This is a genomic window from Paenibacillus sp. S-38, assembly GCF_049942825.1.
GTDB lineage: Bacteria > Bacillota > Bacilli > Paenibacillales > NBRC-103111 > Paenibacillus_G.
The window spans coordinates 7,620,001-7,641,345 of the sequence record NZ_CP187970.1 but is presented as its reverse complement, the minus strand read 5'-3'; the positions used below and the strand labels follow the sequence as shown (position 1 = coordinate 7,641,345).

Genomic DNA, 21,345 nt, shown 5'->3' with positions numbered 1-21,345 from the left:
ATGTTCTCTTAGAGGCAGCTGCCTGCTTCTTGTGGTGGGGCGTACGTAACACTGTGTAACTATGGTGGAGGATGTAATAGTCATCTTAAGGCTGCAGCCGGGAACGGTACGCTTTGGGGGTAAGTCCGGTGTGCTTCTTGAAGGTATGGTAGAAGTGCGAGACATCCCCGAACCCGCTTTCGCCCGCGATATCCGTTACCGGCAGGGCCGTACGGCGGAGCAGCTCCTTGGCCCGGTGCAGCCGGTAGGCGGTAAGGAAGCCGTTCATCGTATATCCCGTGGTACGTCTGAAGAGTTCAAACAGCCTGGAGCGGGAGAGGTGGAAGCTGTGGTGCAGCTCCCCGACCTCAAGTGTCTCATCGTTGTACCTGCGGGCAAGCTCCTGCAGAACCTGGCCCGCGAGCTCTTCATCCGAGAGGGCACCGCTGTGTCCTCCGGGGGCCGGCTGCAGCCCGGCCCGGGCGAGGGTGAGGAACAGCCCGGTGAGATGGTGGTCCACCGCCAGGCGGAAGAGCGGGCCCTCCTCGTCGATTTCCCTCTCGAGCGAGGCGAGAATCGCGCGGACCTCGAGCAGGAGCGCCGGAGGCAGATGCAGGTGGGTGCACGGGGCCGGCGGCGTGCCCCACAAGGCTTCGGCGGCTTCGGCGAAGCCCTCGGTATGGGTCTTTAACCGGTCCACGAGCGGCTCGCCCAGCGACAGCACGTACCGGTGAAAGCCCTCGTGAACCGCCGGGCGCGGCAGATGCAGGACATGGGGGGCTACGAGGGTCAGCGTGCCGGGAGCCAGCGGGTAGATTCCGTCCCCGGCGAGGAACACCCCGGTGCCCTTAAGGCAGACATACAGCTCGTATCCGCGATGGCTGTGGAGGTGCATCTGGCCGAGCGGCTGCTCCCGGAGCCGGCAGTGCACCGGGGAACGGGACAGAAAAGCGTTCGTGACCTCATCGGTCTGCTGCTCCGGATCGGGGGAGACGGGCACGGCAGGCCGCGATTCCGAAATCATGCGCTGACCTCCTCCTCTGCTCTTCGAAGCGTTAATCTCTTGGAACGGCTTTTGCAGTAAGCGCTCTCTTATCAGCTTTATTGTACCGGGAGCTGGCAGCCGAAGGAAGGGGGCACCGGATTTTTCCCCACTGGACTGGAGACCGTTCCCCACGTTCGTCATGCGGTTCTCCGCTATAGTAGGAGGAAAGTGGAACGCGTTAGTGGTGAGGCAATTTGCGGCAGGGCCGCATACGGGAGGTCGGGCAGCAATGGAATTGGCATTGGCAGGAGAACGGGTCAGCGGCTACATGCTGGAGGATCATACGGGCAATTGGGGACTGGACCTGAACCAGTGGGATTGGGTTCCCGGTGTGGGGGTTATCGCTCTGCTGGAGTATGGGCGCAGCACCCGGCAGGAGAAGCTCCGCGCCGAACTGCACCGGTGGGTCAAGCGGAATGGATCGAAGGCCGGGTCCGCCCGGGTCATCAATGCCATGGCGCCCTTCGCCGTTTATCCGGAATTGTACAGGGAGACAAGAGAGGCGTCCCTTAGGGAAGCGGTGATCCGCACCGCGGACTGGATGATCGGGGAGGCGCCCCGGACCCGGGAGGGAGCTTTCGAGCATACGGTGACCGAGAACGTGAGCTTCCCGGAGCAGGTCTGGGCCGATACCGTATTCATGGCAGTGCTGTTCCTGGCCAGAGCGGCCCGCCTGACCGCTTCCGAGGGGTACGCCCGGGAGGCGGCAGCCCAGGTTGAACTTCATCTGAGGCTGCTGCAGGATGAAGCTACAGGCGTCTTGTTCCACGGCTGGAACTCCGGGGAAGGCAGCCATATGTCGGCGGCCCGGTGGACCCGGGCCAATGCCTGGATCGCTGCCGCCGTGCCGATGATTCAGGAGGAGCTGGCCGGCCTTGCAAGCCTCACGGACGAGAGTCTGGCCCGCTACCGCCGGCTGATGGGGGCACTGGCGGGATACCAGCAGGCAGGGGGTCTGTGGGCCACAGTCCTGGACCGGCCGGACTTCTACGAGGAGACCTCGGGCAGCGCCGGGATCGCCTGCGGCATGCTGCTGGGGATCCGTGCCGGGCTGCTGGGACCGGAGCTTCGCCCGGCAGCGGACCGCGCCTTGTCGGCCGTGCTGGACTGCGTGACGGAGAACGGAGAGGTGCAGGGCGTATCCGGCGGCACGCCGGTCCTGGACTCGGTCGAGGCGTACGGGCGGATTCCGTGCCATCCCACCCTCTATGGCCAGGGCCTGGTGCTGATGCTCCTGGCGGCGGTGGAAGCGGCGGAGCGGCAGGACGGTTAAGCGGGGGCGGCGTCTTTCATCTTCGGCGCATCGCTGCGCAGCCGGATCCTTCAACTCCATCCGCATGTTCACCAGCCCGTCCGGCGCGGTGCCGGAAGAATTTGTGCGGGCCGGGCCTTCGTCCAAGCGCCCTGAAGGCAGGATCATATACTGAAGACATGAGCGATGGGGAACGGAGAGCGGCCCGGAAGCTCAAACTTACCGAAGGAGTGATCCGAAATGGGTTATGCAGGCGGATGCGGCGGCGTAGGTACCGGTTTTACTTCGACTGGCGCAATTTTGGTGCTTTACATCCTGCTCGTGATTGTACTTGCAGCAGGATTCTGTATCTAAGCTGCGGGGTGCGGCTCTAGGCAAAAACCGGTCATTCCCTTTGGGGGAGTGGCCGGTTTTTTGAGGTCCGGACGTCTTCCATGTCATCCACCAGCGCAAAAGACGGTCCCGAACCCTGCGGGACCGTCTTGCTTCTCGTTGGCCGGAACGGTTGGCTGGGGCCTCCTCCCCGGGATGCATCAGGCAGAGATGGCGGCGCAGCTTCAGGAGCACAGAAGGCTCTGCTTTCAGAAGAGCAGCGTCCAGCCCTCCCGCACCTGCCCCTGGGTATAGGACACGCCGTGCACCTTGAGTCCGTCCGGATCGAGCAGCGTGATAATATCGCCCTTGTTACGCAGGAACTCCTGCCCGCCGGATGCCCGCTCGAGCGGCACCGTCAGGAACTGGCCTGGGGCTAGCAGGCCGCCCAGAGGCTGCTTCTGCTTGCTGCGGTTGGCCAGCGACCAGCCGGTAAGGTCCACAGGCTCCGGCGAGGCGTTGAGCAGCGTCACGCTCTCCTGTCGATCGGCAGCAGCTCCGTCGGGACGGACCACCGCACCGACGATGTACAGCGGACCGTCCGGCTCCGACGGCTTGCCTCCGGGACGGTCGGGCTTGTCCGGCTTGTCCGGTGCGGGGACCGGCCTGTCCCCGATGCGGTGGCCGGTACGGTCGTCCGTGTGCCAGGTCTGCGACTGGAAGGCTAGGAAGAGCCCGATCCAGCGTCCCTCGGACGGGAAGTGGATGAGCAGGGCGCCGTCCTGATAGACGCCGTCATCCTGCCGGAATTTGGCATCGTTGCCCTGATTCATATGAATATTGTGGACTCCGCGGCCGGGCCGGAAGCCGAAGATTTTGTCGGACTTGTCCGGCTCCGGCCCCCACTCCTCGCCGAACACATAGAGAACCGCATCCTCTACGGCCAGCGCGCGGCGGATATAGAAATCGCATTTTTCGTTGAGGTCGTTATCCTGCCCGGGAACATCGAAAGGCAGCGGGACCATATCCTTCGGATCGAAGAGGTTGCTGCGGATAAAGTCCAGTGCCGCTCCGCCGGGACGCCCCTCCAGCTTCGTGAAGCCGTAAGGAAGCTCGGCGAGCTTCTCCGTAACGGCGTGCTGGAAATGTTCGTCGGCATAGTAGAGGAGCTCGGAAGGGCTGAGCTGCGACCGGACATTGACAGCCAGCCGGAAGTCCTCTCCCTCCGCGACCGCGTGCACTTGGTAATGGGCATTCTCGGGGACGCCTTTGCGGCAGTCCACGGCCTTGCATTTCAATACTCCGTACTGGATCGGCATGGGGATCTCTGCTCCTTTTTCGTTACATGGTCAGACAAGATTCCACATCATTTGCTCCTTTCATTGTATCGGATCGTGTCCGAAAAGGGTGTCGAAAGGTGCCGGTCCCAAGGGCCTCACTTGCCGACAAACCTCGCTACTTTGTTCCTACGAAGGGGGGAGTAAGAATAGAGTTGACAATGCGATTGATAACCATTATCATTAGGTAAATGTGATATTGAGAATCATTATCATGACTATCAACCAACAAGATCCGCATCCGGAAGTTTTATAGATGAGGGAAGTGGGGAGACACGCCATGTCAGCGGAAATGTTCGAATATTTGGAGAAACACTACTTTTTCAGATCGGAGCCGCAGCCGGGCGAGCTGTTCCGCTTCACCTGGGAAGAACTGACGGTGCCTGCAAAAGCGGCTGAGCTGCTTGCCGTATACGGCTCCGCCATCAAGGCGCAGGGCCCGGAGGTGACCGCCGCCTATTTCGGTTCCTGGCTGGGCGGTTTGTGCGCGGCACTGCAGTATATGATCTCGTATCATGGGGCGGCGCTCCGCCTTACACCCGATAATTTGACGTTTCAGGCCTATCCGAGAGGCCATCATACCGCCTTCGCGTTCCTGCTTGCCGACCGGGAGTCGACCGAGGTGCCTGCCGCCTGTCGTGAGGAGTGGCGTGATGCGCTGCTCCGGGACTTTTATGGGAACCGGCTGCGGCCCTTGGTCGAAGCGGTGGCTGCAGCGGCGGGAGTGGATCCCGGCCATGTCTGGAGTGCCCCGGTCACGCGGATCCATTACGCCTATGATCATCTGCTCGAAACCGCGCCCGATGAGGAGCGGCGGCGCATCGTAGAGGAAGACTTCCATACCCTTCTGCAGGGCCTGGAGGGTGAGTGGTTCGGCCGCAAGCGCAATCCGCTGGATGTGAAGTTCCGCTACGTGGAGAACCCGCTCGACACGCAGGAGAAATGGCGCATCAAGGCCTCCTGTTGTCTGGCCTACCGTACCGATTCCGGCCACGGCTTCTGTTATACCTGTCCGCGGCTTACCGCGGCGCAGCGGGAAGAGAAGAAGGAGGCCATGCTGGCCGCCGCAACCTCATAGATTCGCGTTTTTTATACATTCGCAGCATCACCAGTCGGGAAGAGCACCGGCTGCACATTCACTATAGGACGAAGGAGTGCGAAACATGCCGTCGATACTGGTCGTAGGCGCCGATCATCTGGGCAACATGCCCGATCATCTGGCCGATATCGGATTTGATGAAGTAGTACATATGTCTGGACGTAAATGTCAAATGGTGCGCAAGGGGATCCCCGAGAAGGTCGCCGCTGTGCTGGTATTGACGGATTATGTCAATCACAACCTCACCAAGGTGATTAAGCAGCAGGCCAAAGAGCAGGAAGTGCCGATCTATTACGCGAAGCGTTCGTGGTGTTCGGTGAAGAAGGCGCTGTGCGATTGTGCGGATACCTGCGAATGGCTGAACAATAAGAGCAGCCATTAAGACGCATGCCGTTCCCGATACATAAGAAGAAGACCCCGATGCATTCCCGGTGAATGCATCAGGGTCTTTTTGCCGTTGTTGTCGGCGCAGGTGGAGGGCGGACCGCTTCGGATCCCGGTTGTTTCGGGGCCGATGTCAGCCGTGGCCTGGGGCAGCTTTCGGACGGGCCAGCGTGCCCGGACTTTACTCACAGCTGCAGTTCAGTACGGGCTTCCGGGCCGCTTGGGTCTCGTCGAGCCGGCGGACCGGCGTCGTATATGGAGCGTTCTTGAGCAGGTCCGGATCCCGCTGCGCCTCCTCCGCAATCCGGATCAGGGTATCGATAAACCCGTCGAGCGTCTCCTTGCTCTCGGTTTCGGTAGGCTCGATCATCATGCACTCCTCGACATTGAGCGGAAAATAGATCGTTGGCGGATGGTAACCGAAGTCGAGCAGCCGCTTCGCCACATCCAGCGTGCGGATGCCGTACTTCTTGAGACCGCGGCCCGACAGGACGAATTCATGCTTGCAAATCCGGTCATACGGCACCTCGTAGTGGGAGGAGAGGCGGCGCAGCATGTAGTTTGCGTTCAGCACGGCGCACTCGGATACCCGGCGCAGCCCCTCGGGTCCGTAGGAACGGATATAGGCATAGGCGCGCAGCAGGATGCCGAAGTTGCCGTAGAACGCCTTGACCCGGCCGATGGAATCGGGCCGCTCGCCGTCCAGCGTATAGGAGCCGTCCGCCCGGCGGGCGACTACCGGCTTCGGCAGGTACGGGGCCAGCAGCTTCTTCACCCCGACCGGACCGGCTCCCGGGCCGCCGCCGCCGTGCGGGGTGCTCATCGTCTTGTGCAGATTGAGATGCACGACGTCGAAGCCCATATCGCCGGGCCGGGTGATGCCCATGATGGCGTTGGAGTTGGCGCCGTCATAATAGAGCAGGCCGCCGGCTTCGTGCACGATGGCCGCGATCTCGGTGATCCGGCTCTCGAACAGGCCGAGGGTGTTCGGGTTCGTCAGCATGAGAGCGGCCGTATCCGGACCCGCTGCCGCTCGCAGACGCTCGAGATCGACCAGGCCGTCCGGGCCGGAGGGCAGCGTCACCGTCTCGAACCCGGCGGCTGTCGCGCTGGCCGGGTTCGTGCCGTGAGAGGAGTCGGGCACGAGCACCTTCGTGCGCTTCTCGCCCTGCGCCTCATGATACGCGCGGATCATCATGAGACCCGTCCATTCGCCGTGGGCTCCGGCCGCCGGCTGAAGCGTCACCTCGTCCATCCCGGTGAGGGCGGCGAGATCCTCCTGCAGCCGGTAGAGGAGCTCCAGCGCGCCCTGGATCGACTCCTCGGGCTGGTACGGATGAATCTTGGCGAAGCCGTCCAGCCGCGCGGCGTCCTCGTGGAGCTTCGGGTTATATTTCATCGTGCAGGAGCCGAGGGGATAGAACCCGTTATCCACACCGAAGTTTCGCCGGGAGAGGGCCGTATAATGGCGGACGACGTCCACCTCGTACACCTCGGGCAGCGCAGGAGGCTTTTCGCGAAGCAGATCGGCGGGAATCAGCTCCCTCGGGTCCGTCTCGGGGACGTCGCAGGGGGGCAGCGAATAGGCGGTCCGGCCCGGGCGGCTGAGCTCGAAGATCAGCGGCTGGACTTCCTGTCTCTGCGTATTGTCTCTTCCATCTTCCGTCATAACCACGCCTCCAATCGCTGGGCGAATGCGTTAATCTCTTCCCGGGTGCGCCGCTCCGTCACGGCGATGAGGAGCTGACCCTGCAGGGCCGGGTCGACGGAGCCGAGGTCATGGCCCGCCAGATAGCCGTCCCGGAGCAGGCTGCGCCGCAGGGCCGGCACATCGGTTCCCTCGGGCAGCTTCAGCGTGAACTCGTTGAAGAACGGGGAGCCATAAGCCAGGCAGACGCCGGGAATCCGGCTCAGCACGCCGGCCGCGTAATGGGCCTTGTTCAGATTAAGCCGGGCCGCTTCGGCGATTCCCTCCCTGCCCATCAGCGACAAGTACACAGACGCGCCGAGCGCCAGCAGCGCCTGGTTCGAGCAGATGTTCGACGTCGCCCGTTCCCGGCGGATATGCTGCTCGCGCGTCTGCAGGGTCAGCACGAAGCCGCGCCGGCCTTCGCGGTCCGTGGTCTGGCCGACGATGCGGCCGGGCATCCGCCGCATGAGCGCGGACGTGACGGCGAAGAAGCCGCACGTCGGTCCGCCGAGCGAGGCGGAGAGGCCGAGGGGCTGCGCATCGCCGGTGACGATGTCTGCGCCGAGCCGGCCGGGGGCCTCCAGCAGCCCGAGCGACAGCGGATTGACGCTCACGCCGAGCAGTCCGCCGTGGGCGTGGGCCTCCGGCTCGATCGCCCGCAGGTTCTCGATGCAGCCGAAGAAGTTCGGCGACTGCACGAGTACGGCGGCCGTCTCCGGCGTGACCGCTTCGCGCAGGGCCTCGAGGTCGGTTACCCCGTCCCGGCAGGGGACCTCCACAACCTCGAGGCCGAGTCCCCGGGCCGTGGTGCGCAGGATCTCCCGGGCTTCGGGGTGGACGCCCTGCGACACGGCCAGCCGCCTGCGCTGCACGGCGGCACAGGCCAGCGCCCCGGCTTCCGCCAGCGCGGTCGCTCCGTCGTACATGCTCGCATTGGCGACGGCCATGCCGGTCAGCTCGCAGATGTACGACTGGAACTCGAAGATCGCCTGCAGCTCGCCCTGGGAGATCTCGGCCTGGTAAGGCGTATAGGCCGTATAAAACTCCGACCGCGAGAGCATATGTCCGATCACGACCGGAATATGATGGTCATAGATGCCGGCCCCGAGGAAACTCATGTACCGCTCGCTGTCGGCATTGCGGCCGGCGAGGATTTTCAGATGCTTCAGCAGAGCCGCTTCATCCAGGGCGGACGAGACCGGCAGCTTCCCGCAGAAGCGAACCTCCTCCGGTATGTCGGCGAACAGGTCCTCGATGGAGGAGGCGCCTATTGTGCCCAGCATCTCTTCCTGGTCCGCAGGGGTCATCGGCAGATAACGGTGCCGGATCGGCTGTGTCTCAGACATGGGGTCCACCTCCTAGGGTGTAGGGCTCTTTTTTCGGTAAAAAGGCGCAGGCACGACCCGGGCACGCAGAAGCTTGCCGCGGATCTCCACCAGCAGCTCCGTCCCGAGAGCCGCCTGCTCCGCTTCGATCAGCGCAAGGCCGAGATTGCGCTTCAGCGTAGGAGACTGCGTCCCTGTGGTGACTTCGCCGATCGGGCGGCCGTCAGCCGAATGGACGGGGTAATGGCTGCGGGGGATGCCCCGGTCGATCATCTCGATGCCGGCGAGCTTGCGGCGTACGCCGAGCTCCTTCTGCAGCAGCAGCGCCTCCCGGCCGATGAAATCCTCCTTGGTCAGGCGGACGAACGGGCCTAGTCCCGCCTCGAGGGGCGAGATCTGCGCGCTGAGCTCCTGCCCGTACAAGGGAAGCCGGGCCTCGAAGCGCAGCGTGTCCCGGGCGCCAAGACCGGCGGGCTGCAGGCCGAAAGGCTCCCCCGCCTGCAGGAGGCCCCGCCAGACGGCGCCCGCATCGTCCGCGCCGACATAGAGCTCGAACCCGTCTTCGCCGGTATACCCGGTGCGCGAGATCAGGGCGGGGATCCCGCCGCACAGGGGGATGTGATCGGCGAAGGCGAAGGGCCGAAGCTCCGGCAGGGGACCGTCCGCCGCTTGAGCGAGAATCTCGGCCGCTTTGGGACCCTGCAGTGCCATCAGGGCGGTCGCTTCCGAGCGGTCTTCGAGATGGGCGCCGGGGACCTGGTGCTTCTGCAGCCACTCGAAATCTTTATCGATATTCGAGGCGTTCACGACCAGCATGAAGCGGTCGGACGCCAAGCGGTAGAGCAATAGGTCATCAACAGTGCCGCCGTCCGGATAGCAGAGCAGGGTATATTGGGCTTCGCCGTCCTGCAGCCGGCCGACATCGTTGGTCGTGAGCCGCTGAAGCCAGGAGGCGGCCTTCGGGCCGGTAACGAGGAATTCTCCCATGTGGGAGACGTCGAATAACCCCGCCCGCTGCCGTACGGCTTCGTGTTCGAGGGTGAGGCCCGCGGCATACTGCACCGGCAGCTCCCAGCCGCCGAAGTCGATGCATCGTGCGCCGTGCGCATCATAGAACGGGTACAGAGAAGTTCGCTTGAGCGGTTTCATCCCATCACCTCCGGTTCGATTGGGTAACGAGGGAAGGCCAGCAGCTGCGTGACTGTGATTGAGTTTGTGATTGAGTCTGTGATTGGGTTTGTGTGTGGTTCTGTACAGGGGAGGAAGGGCGGAAGAAAGGCGAGAGGCTGGAAAGAGCCCAGCCATGCTAATTTCATTAATACGTGACACCGCAGGAAATGTCAACCAATAATCTGACTTTTCTAAGTATTTTGTTTATATTCTTGACACGGGGAAAGAGGGTGCTTTACTCTCTTATATGAAATCGAATTTTTCCACTATTTTCAGGGAAAGCGGGTGGAGCCGGGATGAGTGTGGTGAAGGCTGAGCTGCTTTACAGTGAGGATCATGAGTGGGCCGCGAAGGCGGAGAGCGGTACGATTCGGGTAGGCATCACCGATTTTGCCCAGCGGGAGCTTGGGGATATCGTTTTCGTGGAGCTTCCCCAGGTCGGTGCCGTGGTGGAAGCGGGGGGGAGTCTCGGCACCATTGAGTCGGTGAAGACCGTTTCGGACCTGTACGCTCCTGTAAGCGGACGGGTGGTGAAGGTCAACGAGGTGCTGCTCGATCGGCCTGAGCAGGTGAATGAGGACCCGTACGGGGCCGGCTGGGTGGTGGAGCTGGCGATCGAGGGGACGCTGGAGCAGGCCGGGGCGCATCTGCTCACCGCCGAAGGTTATCTCTCGCATATCGATTCACTTAACGAGTAAAGGCCGGCCCGCTCCGGCTCCTTTCGCCAAAAAGCCGAACCCCCGCACGGAACTGCGGTGGGTTCGGCTTTTTGGTGAGGCCTTTTGGCGTGCCTCGCGATCAGCTCCATGCTTGGCCTGGGGGCGCTCCTTCCTTGCGGCCAGTTCCTAAACGCCCGAACTGCAGACGGTCCAGCACTCTTCCGCACGGCGGCCCACAGCTTTTCTTATTACTGGTTCTCCGGTTACTCGTTCTCCGGGTGCTGTGCGATATATTCCATGAGCTCGCGGATTTTGAGTACGCACACGAGCTCTTCCTTATAGGTGACGAAGCCCTGGATATACGGGCGTTCTTCCGGCAGATCGCCTTCATCCATGTTCTTGATCGGGATGGAGGTGAAGTCGTAAGCCTCTTCCACCATCAGCCCGTACGTCTTGTCCCCGAGCCCGATGATGATGATCCGGGTGGTCGGCTTGACGGTTGTATGGCTGCCGACCAGATAGTGGCGCAGGTCGATGATCGTATGCAGCTTGTTCTCATACTTCATGACGCCGAGCACATAGGTCGGCATTTTGAGGACCGGCGTAATTTTGGTTACGGGCACGATCGACTTGATTTGCTGGGCCGAAATGGCATATTTCTCGCTGCCGATCCGGCAGATGATAGCTTCTAATGTTTGGGATTCCACGGCTGTTGCCTCCTCGAATGGAACGTTCTGCGGGTCTTTCTATTCATTGTACACCAAGGGGAGAGACACTATGTAAGGAGGCGGCTCCTGCCGTATTCCTTACCTGCCGGCCGTATCGCGGTGCGTGTTTCGGGCCGGCTACCCTTTTGGGACGGGATGCTTGTATAATATAGAGAAGTCACGGTCATCCACAAAAGGTCTTATTCCTCACGAACCGGCAGTTCTGCAGCCAAGAATACGGGAGGTACTCATGAAAAAATTTGTGCTAGGATTGCTCTGCGGAGCGGGGCTGGCTTTCTCCGCGGCCGCTTATGCATCGGAAGAAATTCGGGCGGTCCTCTTCCCCGTCCAATTCGAATTCAACGGCGAGAAGGTAGAGACGCCTTCCCGGTTCGCTGTTCTGAACTATAACGGCCACACCTACGTCCCTCTGCGCTATATGGCGGAGAACCTTGGGGCCGGTGCGGTTTACCGGGAAGAAGACAAGACCGTTGCGGTCGTCTCGGAGCCGAGCGGAGCGGACGAGGCCGCCAAGCGGATCTGGGCCGCCCGATACCGTCTGGAGCGGGGCATGTCCTCCAAGGAAGTGCGCGACGCGCTCGGTGAGCCGTCCTTCTCCGCACTGCTCGACAGCTCGCGCCAGCAGTGGCGCTATGACATCGGGGCCAAATCCGGCTACCAGAACAGCGGCGGCGTGAGTGCCGACATTGAAGCTCTGCAGCGGGGCGACCTGCAGGCACAGATCTTCGTCTCCTGGAACGCAGCCGGGGAAGTGGACCGCTATGAGCTTTGGATTGCCGGCGCCTCGGAGGGCGGCACCCATCCGGTCAGCGTTCACATCGTATATCCGGACGGAACGTCGAGCACGTCGGAATACTAACATCTTTTCCCTTCAAGGCCGGTTCCGCAGGAGCCGGCTTCTCTTTATGAAGCCTCTCATAAAAGTCCCCCACAAGAAGCCCCTCCCGGGAAGCCCCTCCCGGGAAGCCCCTCCCGGGAAGCCCCTCTCAAGAAGGCCCGCTCCGGCGGAGCCGTTATGCGTAGTGAGCTTCTTTCGCGCTGCTCCGCATGCCCTCCATACTCCGCATCTTGTGCAGGGTCATCCATTTCATTGAGCTTCACTCTTGTGAACGTACGCCCCAGGCCGCTTTTCCACGACGTCGTGCCCTAAGGATCACTTGGCGCGGTATGCCCCAAGCTCTTATCCAAGAAGTGCGTGCCTCGCAGAGCCTCCTTCCCAATTCCTTTCCCGAAGGTTCAATCCACGCCGGCATATAAGCAGAGGCTCTACCTTTGCACAGCCGACCGAGCTTGCCGGACGAACCCGCCTGCCGCAATCTGCCTATTGGTTTTATCGACACGGCGGGCGTCCAGGTTTAGAGACCTCCTTCATTTTGTCCAGACGGACAGGCCCTTGTGCAGATCCCAGGACGTAGTCCAGCCGAACGTTTCTACGGTGTATTCCCAGGTCAGTGGAAAATAGGTCACATTGCGGAACAGCAGCGGGGGATAAGGGTCGGTGGCGAGGTCGACGGTTCTGCCATCAATGGTGATGGGGAAGGAGGCGACATAGGCGGTGAGGGGGCGGCTACCGGCAGGGGGACCCGCTTTTGCAGCCGGGGAGAGGGGGACGCGTTCCTCCACGCCCGAGCGGATCGTAAGACCGGTTTCTGCGGACCATTTCAGCTGCAGCCCTGCGGCCCGGCTGACGTCCCACGTCATGGGGATATACGTAATGTCATGAAAGAGGAGCGGGGGATAAGTGCTCTGCAGGCGGTTCAGAGCGGAGCCGTCGAGCTCTACCGGCCAAGCGGGAACCTGGACATCGACCTGCATGGCCGAGGCCTCGGCGGGGAGCGGAGAGTCAGCAGAGGCGGCATACAGACCGAGCAGCAGCGAGCCTGCGGCCCACAGGCGCAGTTTGCTTTTCAACATGGGCGGGTTCCTCCTTATTGGAATCGGACGAACTCCACCCCCCGATTGTTGCCGCGGCTTAGCTCCGATTATTTCTTAGTAAATTTGGAAAATCATACATAATGATGCATTCCTTGGACATCCTATCCTTGTAAGAGCGTCAACCATCAAATTATTTTCTTCAGGAGGTTCACATGCACACCCAGCAACGTTTTGCCGCTCATGAGTTTCTCGAGACCCAGGAAGCGGTGCGCACCAAAGCCGCGCATATCGAACTGTACGGCGTATTGTTCTCGATGGCGCAGGACACACATCTGAAGGACATTCTGTTCAACCAGCAGCGCCGCATGATCGAAGGGTACAATTTCGGCGTTCAGCTGCTTCAGGGAAGAGGCATCGCGGTTCCTGCTCCACCGCATACCCCTGAACTGCGGGTGTATGAGCAGCCTCAGATCGGACTGCAGCAGCCATCCCTGCCGGCTCCCAATCCGAACGCGACGACGCTGTCCGACGTGTCGATCTCGACGATTGCCTTGAACCTGCACAAAACCGGCTCGGCGGTCTCCATGCTGTGGGCGAACGAATGTGTCGAGCCGCAGATCCGCCAGTACCATGCGACCTCCGCTAATATCTGCCAAGAGATGGCATTCGAGATGTTCCAATATATGAACTACAAAGGCTACTACCAGGCTCCGCAGCTCGCCGACCACACGATGCGTACGATGATCGGGGCGGTCCAGCCCGCACAGCAGCAGCAGCCTTATCAGACTCATTTCAATCACTAGCACGGAGCCGACGGGAACGAAACCCGCAGCGGCGACAACACAAACAAGCGGCGGAGTCCAGGCTCCGGCCGCTGTTTGGTGTTCCTATTTCTTTATCTTACAGAACGAGCGCGCTGCTCACGATCACCAGCAAGATGAAGAGAACCAGAATGGCACCTGTCGAAGTAAAACCGCCGGCATATGCACCCATTGTTCATTCCTCCTTCAATCCTTGTTGCTTCGGAGCCGGAGCTCCTTCACACCCTATATCCTATGCCCTTGGATTCCGCGGCGGATGGGTGTACGCCCGGCTGCGGCTAAAATGGGCAGGAACCCGGCAGACCAGTCGTTAGCAGAATGTTAAGAAAACTAACGGTTGCCGGCGGCGTTCCTAATCCTATCCTCAAAGGTTTTTGGCATAATGGGATCATACTAAATGACCGGGAGGAAAGAACGCTCATGGCAAAGATTCTGGTAGTGGACGACGCGGCGTTTATGCGCATGATGCTCCGTACGATGCTGACGGAGGCGGGACACGAGATTATCGGGGAAGCGGCCAACGGCCTAGAAGCGGTGAACGCCTATCTGACGACCAAGCCTGACCTTGTGACGATGGATATTACGATGCCGGAGCTTGACGGGGTAGGGGCTGTGAAAGAAATTCGGGGCCATGATCCCGCAGCGCGGATTATCATGTGCTCAGCGATGGGCCAGAAGGCGATGGTTGTGGATGCGATCTCCGCGGGGGCGAAGGATTTCGTCGTGAAGCCGTTTCAGAAAGACCGGGTCGTGGAGTCGGTTAACAAAGTGCTCGGCCTCTAAAAAAAGGCGGGACATCTCCTGCAGTCACAGGAAGGGCCGACCGGTCCTTCCGCCTGCCTACCCCAAAGAAGCCAAAAAGCTGCCGGGAGCTCATGCTCCGGCAGCTTTTTGTTTCTGTCATTGGATATGTTCAATACTCACACACCGTCCTCAAAAGGACGGCATAGGCGGCTGTCTCCATGTCCCAGCGCTTTTCGCTCTCCTCGGTATGCGGCCTGCCGAGGGCAGCCCGGCTTAAGAGGAGCGCCGCCTGAACGCCTCCTCCGCGTAGAGCCGGAAGTTCTCCTCGTCGTAGCAGACGAAGAGAACCTGACGGATCGTCCCTGGTCCATCCGCATGGCTTCGGACGAAGGCGGTTACTTCCTCCCAGGCGCAGGCCGCCGCGAGCTCTTTGGGGACCCCGTAGATGCCCGTCCCGATGTTCGGGAAGGCGATGGAGCGGAGCCCGTGCTCTGACGCCAGGGCCAGCACGCTCCGGTAGCAGCGCCTCAGCACCTCGGCTTCCCCCTGGGTGCCGCCGTTCCATACAGGGCCTACCGTATGGATCACGTGGGAAGCCGGCAGCCTGCCCCCGGTTGTGATTACTGCTTCGCCCGGAGGACAGCCGCCCTGCCTGGAACGGATGCGGATGCAGTCGTCCAGAATCGCCCTTCCGCCGGCCCGGTGAATGGCCCCGTCCACGCCTCCGCCACCGAGCAGGCTGGAATTGGCCGCATTGACGATGGCGTCCGCCTTGATCCGGGTAATATCGCCCCGCATAACTTCAAAGGATACGTTGCCGACTGTGATCGCAGCTGTCGTCATAAGAATTCCGCCTCCTTTAAGCGCCCCCATTTTTCTTCGTATCTTCCTATTTACCCACTTCAACGGCAGCTGTTATGCCCGGGTGCAGGTCTTATGCACAAAAAAAAGACAGGGGATCTCGCGATCCCTCTGCCTTTCCTGCCGAACATGGCTGTCTGCGGGGGCTACCCGTACACGCGGATCTCAACGACTTCGGCACTGGGGCTGCCGTTCGTCTGCCCGACGGCCAGCCTCAGCCGCTCTACCGTTACCGGCGCATTCAGCCGGTGCACCCGCTTGCGCTTGCGGTTGTCCCGCTCTTGGTGCAGTACCTGCCAGGAGCCGTCGATGAGGCCTTCGATACGGTAATCCCGCACAAGCTCAGGGATGATCTCGAACGGTGTGCGGTGGTGGTGCAGATTGATCAGATCCTCGTTCACGTCGTCGTTGAACACGAGCTGCACCTCATTTACCTGTACCGCTTCCGGCCACGAGAGCTCCAGCTGCGCTTCGCCTCCGGAAGCCAGCGGCTCGGATACCCAGAGGTGCGGCTGGCCGTAGGGACGAAGGTAGCCGTTCACCGCCTGATCCGGCGCGAAGGCGTTCGTCTCCGGATGGGCCCGGAAGCAGAATGGCCGGCGGGCCCCCAGCTCCCGCATCGTCCATTCCACGACGGGCTGATCGCTCCGGTAGTTCTCCGGGTTCTGGGCGGAGGCCGGTGCCGCACTGTGGTGGAAAGCCACCACGCCGGTCTGCGGCTGATCGGACAGGTACAGCGCCACCTGCGGATTGGCCTTCACGACGACGAACGCATTCTGCGCTTTCTCCGGTGCCCAGCCGAGCGGGATCTTCACCCACTGGCGTTCTCCGGCCTTGGCCGTCCCGGTGCTCCGCAGCTCGAGCGTATGCGGCACGTAGTTCTCCGGCCTGCCGGTGCTCCACACCTCGATCTCCAGCACCGTGTCCTCCGCCGCATCGGCAAGCAGCTCCAGCTCGGTGAGCTCGGGGGCGACCGGCAGCAGCAGCCCGGCGTCCGCCTTCAGCGGATAGCGCTCCGCCGGTGCTTCCAGGCCCAGGCGCCGCAGATGGCCGGACGCGCTGACCGCCGCCCGGCGGGCGAGATCCGCGTCATCGGCGCTACGCAGCCCGATGACCGAGGCATCCTGCCGCAGCAGCGTCTGATGCAGCTCGGCGAGGTGCTCGCGGTAGACGCCGCGGGGCGTCGTCCCGTGCTGCACCGCCAGCGCCGCGCCGGTGCCGGCCGCTTCGCCGATGACGGCACACGTCGCCATGACGCGCGTCGTGCCGAAGGCTACATGCGTGGCGCTGATGTTGCGCCCGGCGAAGAGCAGGTTGCTCACGTTCGCCGAGTAGAGCGAGCGGAACGGCACGTGGTAGACCCCGTCCGTGTAGAGGTGCTTCGAGCCGCTCTCCTGCGCGTACATGCCCTGCGGCGGGTGCAGATCGATCGACCAGCCGCCGAAGGCAACGCGGTCTTCGAACTCCCGCTGGGCGAGGATATCGTTCTGGTTCAGCACATAGTCACCCACGAAGCGGCGGTATTCCCGCTTGCCGGGCAGGGAGCCGACCCACTCCAGCGTCATGTTCTCCGCCTCGAACTGCCCGGAATTTTTGATGTAATCCCAAATGCCGTAGATGACGGACCACAGCTCGTCTCGGATCCGCTCGTTCTCGTGCACGGTGTCCAGCTCGCCTCCCCATTCGATCCACCAGTAATGGCAGCCGGAGTCGCCGCTGCGGATGACCCGCCGGATCGGGATCGACGTCTGGGTGATGTCCTTGGCGAAGCTCGGAGGGACGTACTTCACGGGCTGTCCCGCATCCTTGCTGTAGAAAAGGATCGTGCTGCCGAGCGTAATGTCGTCCGGGGTCTCCGGCGCCCATTCCTCGTTGTACTCGTGCCGCGCCTCCCGGCCCAGGCGGTACTTCGCCCCGGCGAGGAAGCCGACCAGCCCGTCGCCCGTGCAGTCGAGGTACATGCCGCTCTCGAAGCGGATGCGCCGCTCCGAGCCCATCATCCACCCCGTCACGGATACGATGCTGCGGTCCTCTTCGGAGCCCTCCGCCTCCACTTCGTGCACATCCGTGTTGAGGAAGAGCTGGATATTCTTCTCCGCCCGGACGGCTTCGAGCAGCACCAGGTCCCAGAAGTACGGGTTCCCTTCGGGATTACGGTACTGATTCTCCACGAAGAGCTCGCCCATGATGCCGGTTTCCCGGGCATAGCGGTGGGTGCCGTGGCCGGTCGCTCCGCATACCCATACCCTGACCTCGCTGCTGGAGTTGCCGCCGAGAACCGGGCGGTTCTGGACCAGGGCGACGGTTCGGCCGAGCCTCGCGGCGGCAATCGCAGCGTTCACGCCGGCAAGGCCTCCGCCGATGACGGCAATATCGGTTTGTACGGTTTCGTTTTTCATGGGATCACCTCATCAATGTTATACGAAATTTCATACGCAGTCCGTTGGTGGTTACGCTTGCATGGCCGTTCTGCTATACTGAGATCAGATGATTATGGTTCCATTGTATTCAAGGCGGAGGCCTTTGAACATGCACGTAATTGATCACTAACATATACAAAATTTCAGCCGAAGAGAGGTGCTGCGTATGCCGGATTGGCGCTGGGTTCCGGAGGTGACGAACCGAGTCTACTGGGAACGGATCCGGGCCTTTCAGCTTCGGGAGGATGCGTATGGGGACTGGGTGGCCTTCGCCGTCAAGGAAGGACGCTTTCGTTATTCCGTCAGCGGAGTACAAGGGGAAGCAGGATTCGGAGACATCGTCTTCTGTCCGCCGGGGGAGCGGTTCGAGCGCGAGGTTCTGGAGGAGCTATCGTTTCACTTCGTTGCTTTCCGGTGGAGCACCGGCGCCGCCTCTGCCTCCGAGCCGAATGGAGAGGGGGTGGGCCTCTTGCCGCATCCCGCAGGCGCGATTTCCGTGGTGGATCATCAGAGGCTCTCTTCGAACTACTTTTATATGGAGCAGCTGCAGCACGCCTCCCCAGAGCGCAGATTGGCTCTTGCGGCACACGGCTTTCAAGACTTATGGCAGCTCATCTGCCTTGAACGGGAGCTGGCCTCGGCCTCCGGACGGCAGGCCGAAGTCGAAGATCCGCAGATGCAGGCGGCGGCTCTGTGGCTCCGGCAGCATGCCTTCGGGCCTGTCCTGTTGAAGGAGCTGGCGGCGGGGCAGGGGTGCACGCCCGTTCAGTTCACGAGAAGGTTCCAGGCCGCGCTGGGAGTATCGCCGATGGATTATGTGACGTCGCTGCGGCTGCAGCAGGCCCGGACGCTGCTGCTCGAGACCGCCTTGACGCTGGATGAGATTGCCGAGCGGTGCGGCTACGAGAACGGGTTTTATCTTAGCCGGATGTTCTCGCGGAAGCTGCGGCTCTCCCCCTCCGCCTACAGGAAGCTTCACCGGGTTTGAATGGCTGCGCCGCTTCACGTTTGAAGTGCAACCCACGCGCCCTCCGGTTCGTCTATAAGGTTATCTTATGGATGCCTTTTCCAGCAAAAGGAGGCTGAATCGTTTGAATCTCATCGTCGTTATCGTGCTCGTGGCGATTGTAGGAACGGTAATCAGCGGTCTGAGGGGAGACCGCAGAGCCCGAAGGGGCGGCAGAAGAAACGGGAACGATATGTATTATGACGGTACGCACCATTATAATGGGATGGATACAAGCAGCAGCGGCCCGGACAGCAGCTGTTCGAATGGAGGCAGCGGAGGCTTCGGTTCGGGAAGCGATGGAGGAAGCTGCGATAGCGGAGGCGGAGATTGAGATGAACGGGATGGACCAAGAGCATCGGAGAAGATTGATCACCCAGGCTGAGGGCTTGGTACAGGAGCAGCTTGGAGGGGACAGCAGCGGCCACGACTGGTGGCACATGTTTCGGGTGGCCCGTACCGCACGGCGGATGGCCGAGGTCGAGGGAGCGGATGTGTTCATCTGTGAGCTGGCCGCGCTGCTTCATGATCTTGCAGACGAGAAGCTCGTTGAAGACAAAGAGGCCGGGCAGCAGCGGATTGAGGCGTGGCTGAAGGATGCGGGAGCAGGTGCCGGGGATACCGCTCATATTATGGAGATCATCCGGAACGTGTCGTACAGCGGGGGGCATGGAGCTCCGATGCGGACCCTCGAGGGGCGGATCGTGCAGGATGCCGACCGTCTTGATGCGATCGGGGCGATCGGCATCGGCCGGACCTTTGCTTATGGCGGGGCCAAGGGGCGCTTGATGCATGACCCCACGGAGGAGCCGCGGGAGAGCATGACCCGGGAGGAGTACCGGAGCAGCGGGGGAACCGCCATCAACCATTTTTATGAGAAGCTGCTGAAGCTTAAGGATCTGATGAACACGGACACCGGACGTGCCCTGGCACTGGAACGCCACAAGTATATGGAGGGTTTCCTGCAGCAGTTTTATCAGGAGTGGGAGGGCGAGAGTCCGCTGCTTCGCAAACCGCAGTGATAGATTAGCTGCTGCATGCCCAATGAACCTTATCGGATCGATAACCGGTAAGGTTTTTTTGCTGTGCACGGAAATTGATTTTATGGAAAATAAAGGGTTATCCTGTTATCGGGCGCGCTGCAGGTGGTTAATAGGCTGAAGGACTTACCCTATGAATCATTGACAGCATAAAAATAATTGGGAGGAGCGAATCCGGATGGAGCGAAAATGGTGGAAGGAAAGCGTGGTGTATCAGGTATATCCCCGCAGTTTCATGGACAGCAACGGGGATGGCATCGGAGACCTGCGGGGCCTGGTCGAGCGTCTGGATTATATCCGCGAGCTCGGTGCCGACGTCATATGGCTGTCTCCCATCTATGAATCGCCTAACCGGGACAACGGGTACGATATCAGCGATTATTTCCGGATTATGAAAGAGTTCGGAACGATGGAGGACTGGGAGCTCCTGATCGAAGAGATTCATGGACGCGGCATGAAGCTGATGATGGATTTGGTGATCAACCATACCTCGGACGAGCACTCGTGGTTCAAGGAATCGCGCCGGTCCAAGGACAATCCGTACCGCCATTTTTACATATGGAGACCACCGGGCAGCGACGGAGGCCCTCCGAACAACTGGGCTTCCATGTTCTGCGGCTCGGCATGGGAGTACTGCGAAGAGACCGGCGAATACTACCTTCACTTATTCAGCAAGCACCAGCCGGATTTGAATTGGGACAACCCCAAGGTCAGACGCACGTTATACGATATGATCTGGTGGTGGATTCACAAAGGGGTGGACGGCTTCCGGATGGATGTCATCAATTCGATTTCGAAGGATCCATCCTTCCCGAGCGCAGGAGAGGGAGAACTGGCCGATGGGAAGCAATATTATGAGAACGGTCCCCGTGTTCACGAGTATCTGCAGGAGATGAACCGGGAGGTACTGGCGCGGTTCGATCTCATGACCGTAGGCGAAACGGGCGGCGCTACGACGGAAGACGCGCTCCGGTACGCCGGCAGGGAGGGGAAGGAGCTTCAGATGATCTTCCAATTCGAACATGTCGAGCTTGATTATGGGAAGGACAAGTGGAGCATTGTCCCCTGGAAGCTCAAAGATCTGATCGCCGTACTCAGCAAGTGGCAGACGGAGCTGGAGGGCAGGGCCTGGAATACGCTTTACTTCAATAACCATGACCAGCCCCGGTCCGTTTCGCGGCTGGGCGATGATGAAGAATACCGCGTCCCGTCGGCCAAGCTGCTGGCCACGATGATTCACATGATGCAGGGCACGCCGTATATTTACCAGGGCGAGGAGATCGGGATGACCAATGTGCGCTTCCCGTCGATAGACGATTACCGGGATATCAGTACCCTGCAGTTCTATAAGGAGCAGGTGGAGGAGAAGAGGCGCGATCCCCGTGAGGTTATGGAGGTTATTTATAGCAGGGGGCGGGATAACGCGCGGACGCCAATGCAGTGGAATGCTTTGGAGCATGCGGGTTTTACAAGCGGTGCCCCATGGATGAAGGCTAACCCGAATTATACATCCATCAACGTAGAGGCGGAACGCTCCGACCCGAATTCCGTTTTTCATTACTACCGCCGACTGATCTCCCTCCGCAAAAAGCATCCGA

Annotated in this window: 22 protein-coding genes (1 of these 22 only partly in view); 12 read left to right on the top strand and 10 right to left on the bottom strand. The window is 61.1% G+C overall.

Annotated features, from left to right (window positions below):
• Positions 1 to 85: 85 nt before the first annotated feature.
• Entirely contained in the window at positions 86 to 1,003 is a 918-nt protein-coding gene (locus tag ACP26L_RS33280; RefSeq protein WP_426449880.1) for an AraC family transcriptional regulator, read from the bottom strand.
• Between the two features lie 250 nt (positions 1,004 to 1,253).
• Between ACP26L_RS33280 and ACP26L_RS33275 the strand changes: the two genes are divergently transcribed.
• Positions 1,254 to 2,297 carry a glycoside hydrolase family 88/105 protein gene (locus ACP26L_RS33275; protein ID WP_426449879.1) on the top strand — a complete coding sequence of 348 codons (1,044 nt, stop codon included), beginning with the start codon at positions 1,254 to 1,256 and terminating at the stop codon, positions 2,295 to 2,297.
• 219 nt (positions 2,298 to 2,516) lie between these two features.
• A complete protein-coding gene (locus ACP26L_RS33270) occupies positions 2,517 to 2,630 on the top strand; it encodes a YjcZ family sporulation protein (RefSeq protein ID WP_426449878.1) in 114 nt (37 codons plus the stop codon).
• Between the two features lie 227 nt (positions 2,631 to 2,857).
• On the opposite strand, the gene ACP26L_RS33265 is transcribed toward ACP26L_RS33270, so the two are convergent.
• Positions 2,858 to 3,907: a DUF2278 family protein gene (locus ACP26L_RS33265; protein WP_426449877.1), complete on the bottom strand. Its 1,050-nt coding sequence runs from the start codon at positions 3,905 to 3,907 to the stop codon at positions 2,858 to 2,860.
• Between the two features lie 298 nt (positions 3,908 to 4,205).
• Between ACP26L_RS33265 and ACP26L_RS33260 the strand changes: the two genes are divergently transcribed.
• Together ACP26L_RS33260 and ACP26L_RS33255 are read left to right on the top strand one after the other, a co-directional pair.
• The gene (locus tag ACP26L_RS33260) at positions 4,206 to 5,003 is read left to right on the top strand and encodes a (2Fe-2S)-binding protein (RefSeq protein WP_426449876.1); all 798 of its coding nucleotides are present in this window, start codon (positions 4,206 to 4,208) and stop codon (positions 5,001 to 5,003) included.
• Positions 5,004 to 5,088: 85 nt separating this feature from the next.
• Positions 5,089 to 5,406 carry a DUF2325 domain-containing protein gene (locus tag ACP26L_RS33255; protein ID WP_013921050.1) on the top strand — a complete coding sequence of 106 codons (318 nt, stop codon included), beginning with the start codon at positions 5,089 to 5,091 and terminating at the stop codon, positions 5,404 to 5,406.
• A gap of 183 nt (positions 5,407 to 5,589) precedes the next feature.
• Here the strand turns inward: ACP26L_RS33255 and gcvPB are convergent, their stop codons facing one another.
• From gcvPB to gcvT, 3 genes are read right to left on the bottom strand one after another with little or no spacing between them, the layout of a single operon-like run.
• The gene (gene gcvPB / locus ACP26L_RS33250) at positions 5,590 to 7,077 is read right to left on the bottom strand and encodes an aminomethyl-transferring glycine dehydrogenase subunit GcvPB (protein WP_426449875.1); all 1,488 of its coding nucleotides are present in this window, start codon (positions 7,075 to 7,077) and stop codon (positions 5,590 to 5,592) included.
• Positions 7,074 to 8,444: an aminomethyl-transferring glycine dehydrogenase subunit GcvPA gene (gene gcvPA, locus ACP26L_RS33245; protein ID WP_426449874.1), complete on the bottom strand. Its 1,371-nt coding sequence runs from the start codon at positions 8,442 to 8,444 to the stop codon at positions 7,074 to 7,076. Before gcvPA ends, gcvPB begins: the two co-directional genes overlap by 4 nt.
• A 12-nt stretch (positions 8,445 to 8,456) precedes the next feature.
• Entirely contained in the window at positions 8,457 to 9,572 is a 1,116-nt protein-coding gene (gene gcvT / locus ACP26L_RS33240; protein ID WP_426449873.1) for a glycine cleavage system aminomethyltransferase GcvT, read from the bottom strand.
• Between the two features lie 317 nt (positions 9,573 to 9,889).
• Here gcvT and gcvH point away from each other — a divergent pair, with 317 nt between their 5' ends.
• Positions 9,890 to 10,291 (top strand): glycine cleavage system protein GcvH, encoded by a 402-nt coding sequence (gene gcvH / locus ACP26L_RS33235; protein ID WP_426449872.1) that lies wholly within the window; start codon positions 9,890 to 9,892, stop codon positions 10,289 to 10,291.
• 224 nt (positions 10,292 to 10,515) lie between these two features.
• Here the strand turns inward: gcvH and ACP26L_RS33230 are convergent, their stop codons facing one another.
• Positions 10,516 to 10,959 carry a chemotaxis protein CheW gene (locus tag ACP26L_RS33230; RefSeq protein WP_014372507.1) on the bottom strand — a complete coding sequence of 148 codons (444 nt, stop codon included), beginning with the start codon at positions 10,957 to 10,959 and terminating at the stop codon, positions 10,516 to 10,518.
• 250 nt (positions 10,960 to 11,209) lie between these two features.
• On the opposite strand from ACP26L_RS33230, the gene ACP26L_RS33225 reads away from it, so the two are divergent.
• A complete protein-coding gene (locus ACP26L_RS33225) occupies positions 11,210 to 11,839 on the top strand; it encodes a stalk domain-containing protein (RefSeq protein WP_426449871.1) in 630 nt (209 codons plus the stop codon).
• 509 nt (positions 11,840 to 12,348) lie between these two features.
• On the opposite strand, the gene ACP26L_RS33220 is transcribed toward ACP26L_RS33225, so the two are convergent.
• Positions 12,349 to 12,894 (bottom strand): hypothetical protein, encoded by a 546-nt coding sequence (locus ACP26L_RS33220; protein WP_426449870.1) that lies wholly within the window; start codon positions 12,892 to 12,894, stop codon positions 12,349 to 12,351.
• A gap of 173 nt (positions 12,895 to 13,067) precedes the next feature.
• Between ACP26L_RS33220 and ACP26L_RS33215 the strand changes: the two genes are divergently transcribed.
• Positions 13,068 to 13,658: a spore coat protein gene (locus ACP26L_RS33215; protein WP_426449869.1), complete on the top strand. Its 591-nt coding sequence runs from the start codon at positions 13,068 to 13,070 to the stop codon at positions 13,656 to 13,658.
• A gap of 97 nt (positions 13,659 to 13,755) precedes the next feature.
• Here ACP26L_RS33215 and ACP26L_RS33210 read toward each other — a convergent pair whose 3' ends face one another.
• Complete coding sequence (locus ACP26L_RS33210) at positions 13,756 to 13,848, bottom strand: YjcZ family sporulation protein (RefSeq protein ID WP_426449868.1); 93 nt, start codon at positions 13,846 to 13,848, stop codon at positions 13,756 to 13,758.
• A 248-nt stretch (positions 13,849 to 14,096) separates the two neighbouring features.
• Between ACP26L_RS33210 and ACP26L_RS33205 the strand changes: the two genes are divergently transcribed.
• On the top strand, positions 14,097 to 14,459 hold the full coding sequence (locus tag ACP26L_RS33205) for a response regulator (protein ID WP_426449867.1): 363 nt from the start codon (positions 14,097 to 14,099) through the stop codon (positions 14,457 to 14,459).
• Positions 14,460 to 14,693: 234 nt separating this feature from the next.
• Here the strand turns inward: ACP26L_RS33205 and ACP26L_RS33200 are convergent, their stop codons facing one another.
• Both ACP26L_RS33200 and ACP26L_RS33195 read right to left on the bottom strand, forming a co-directional pair.
• A complete protein-coding gene (locus tag ACP26L_RS33200) occupies positions 14,694 to 15,263 on the bottom strand; it encodes an O-acetyl-ADP-ribose deacetylase (protein ID WP_426449866.1) in 570 nt (189 codons plus the stop codon).
• Positions 15,264 to 15,427: 164 nt separating this feature from the next.
• Positions 15,428 to 17,680, bottom strand: coding sequence for an FAD-dependent oxidoreductase (locus tag ACP26L_RS33195; RefSeq protein ID WP_426449865.1), 2,253 nt, complete (start codon positions 17,678 to 17,680; stop codon positions 15,428 to 15,430).
• A 187-nt stretch (positions 17,681 to 17,867) separates the two neighbouring features.
• Here ACP26L_RS33195 and ACP26L_RS33190 point away from each other — a divergent pair, with 187 nt between their 5' ends.
• The 4 genes from ACP26L_RS33190 to ACP26L_RS33175 all read left to right on the top strand — a co-directional run.
• Positions 17,868 to 18,689: a helix-turn-helix domain-containing protein gene (locus ACP26L_RS33190; RefSeq protein WP_426449864.1), complete on the top strand. Its 822-nt coding sequence runs from the start codon at positions 17,868 to 17,870 to the stop codon at positions 18,687 to 18,689.
• Between the two features lie 103 nt (positions 18,690 to 18,792).
• Positions 18,793 to 19,041 (top strand): hypothetical protein, encoded by a 249-nt coding sequence (locus ACP26L_RS33185; protein ID WP_426449863.1) that lies wholly within the window; start codon positions 18,793 to 18,795, stop codon positions 19,039 to 19,041.
• Between the two features lies 1 nt (position 19,042).
• Entirely contained in the window at positions 19,043 to 19,729 is a 687-nt protein-coding gene (locus ACP26L_RS33180; protein WP_426455193.1) for an HD domain-containing protein, read from the top strand.
• A 196-nt stretch (positions 19,730 to 19,925) separates the two neighbouring features.
• Positions 19,926 to 21,345, top strand: partial view of an alpha-glucosidase gene (locus tag ACP26L_RS33175; protein ID WP_426449862.1) — the 5' portion only. The gene runs 272 nt beyond the window's last position; the window shows 1,420 of its 1,692 coding nt (coding positions 1–1,420); its start codon is at positions 19,926 to 19,928; its stop codon lies beyond the right edge, outside the window.

Coding starts and splice junctions, on each gene's coding strand:
- ACP26L_RS33180 (WP_426455193.1), top strand. CDS start 19,043: ATGAACGGGATGGACCAAGAGCATCGGAGAAGATTGATCACCCAGGCT.
- ACP26L_RS33200 (WP_426449866.1), bottom strand. CDS start 15,263: ATGACGACAGCTGCGATCACAGTCGGCAACGTATCCTTTGAAGTTATG.
- ACP26L_RS33265 (WP_426449877.1), bottom strand. CDS start 3,907: ATGCCGATCCAGTACGGAGTATTGAAATGCAAGGCCGTGGACTGCCGC.
- ACP26L_RS33195 (WP_426449865.1), bottom strand. CDS start 17,680: ATGAAAAACGAAACCGTACAAACCGATATTGCCGTCATCGGCGGAGGC.
- ACP26L_RS33220 (WP_426449870.1), bottom strand. CDS start 12,894: ATGTTGAAAAGCAAACTGCGCCTGTGGGCCGCAGGCTCGCTGCTGCTC.
- ACP26L_RS33225 (WP_426449871.1), top strand. CDS start 11,210: ATGAAAAAATTTGTGCTAGGATTGCTCTGCGGAGCGGGGCTGGCTTTC.
- ACP26L_RS33255 (WP_013921050.1), top strand. CDS start 5,089: ATGCCGTCGATACTGGTCGTAGGCGCCGATCATCTGGGCAACATGCCC.
- ACP26L_RS33275 (WP_426449879.1), top strand. CDS start 1,254: ATGGAATTGGCATTGGCAGGAGAACGGGTCAGCGGCTACATGCTGGAG.
- gcvT (WP_426449873.1), bottom strand. CDS start 9,572: ATGAAACCGCTCAAGCGAACTTCTCTGTACCCGTTCTATGATGCGCAC.
- ACP26L_RS33260 (WP_426449876.1), top strand. CDS start 4,206: ATGTCAGCGGAAATGTTCGAATATTTGGAGAAACACTACTTTTTCAGA.
- ACP26L_RS33280 (WP_426449880.1), bottom strand. CDS start 1,003: ATGATTTCGGAATCGCGGCCTGCCGTGCCCGTCTCCCCCGATCCGGAG.
- ACP26L_RS33270 (WP_426449878.1), top strand. CDS start 2,517: ATGGGTTATGCAGGCGGATGCGGCGGCGTAGGTACCGGTTTTACTTCG.
- ACP26L_RS33215 (WP_426449869.1), top strand. CDS start 13,068: ATGCACACCCAGCAACGTTTTGCCGCTCATGAGTTTCTCGAGACCCAG.
- gcvPA (WP_426449874.1), bottom strand. CDS start 8,444: ATGTCTGAGACACAGCCGATCCGGCACCGTTATCTGCCGATGACCCCT.
- ACP26L_RS33210 (WP_426449868.1), bottom strand. CDS start 13,848: ATGGGTGCATATGCCGGCGGTTTTACTTCGACAGGTGCCATTCTGGTT.
- ACP26L_RS33190 (WP_426449864.1), top strand. CDS start 17,868: ATGCCGGATTGGCGCTGGGTTCCGGAGGTGACGAACCGAGTCTACTGG.
- ACP26L_RS33205 (WP_426449867.1), top strand. CDS start 14,097: ATGGCAAAGATTCTGGTAGTGGACGACGCGGCGTTTATGCGCATGATG.
- gcvPB (WP_426449875.1), bottom strand. CDS start 7,077: ATGACGGAAGATGGAAGAGACAATACGCAGAGACAGGAAGTCCAGCCG.
- gcvH (WP_426449872.1), top strand. CDS start 9,890: ATGAGTGTGGTGAAGGCTGAGCTGCTTTACAGTGAGGATCATGAGTGG.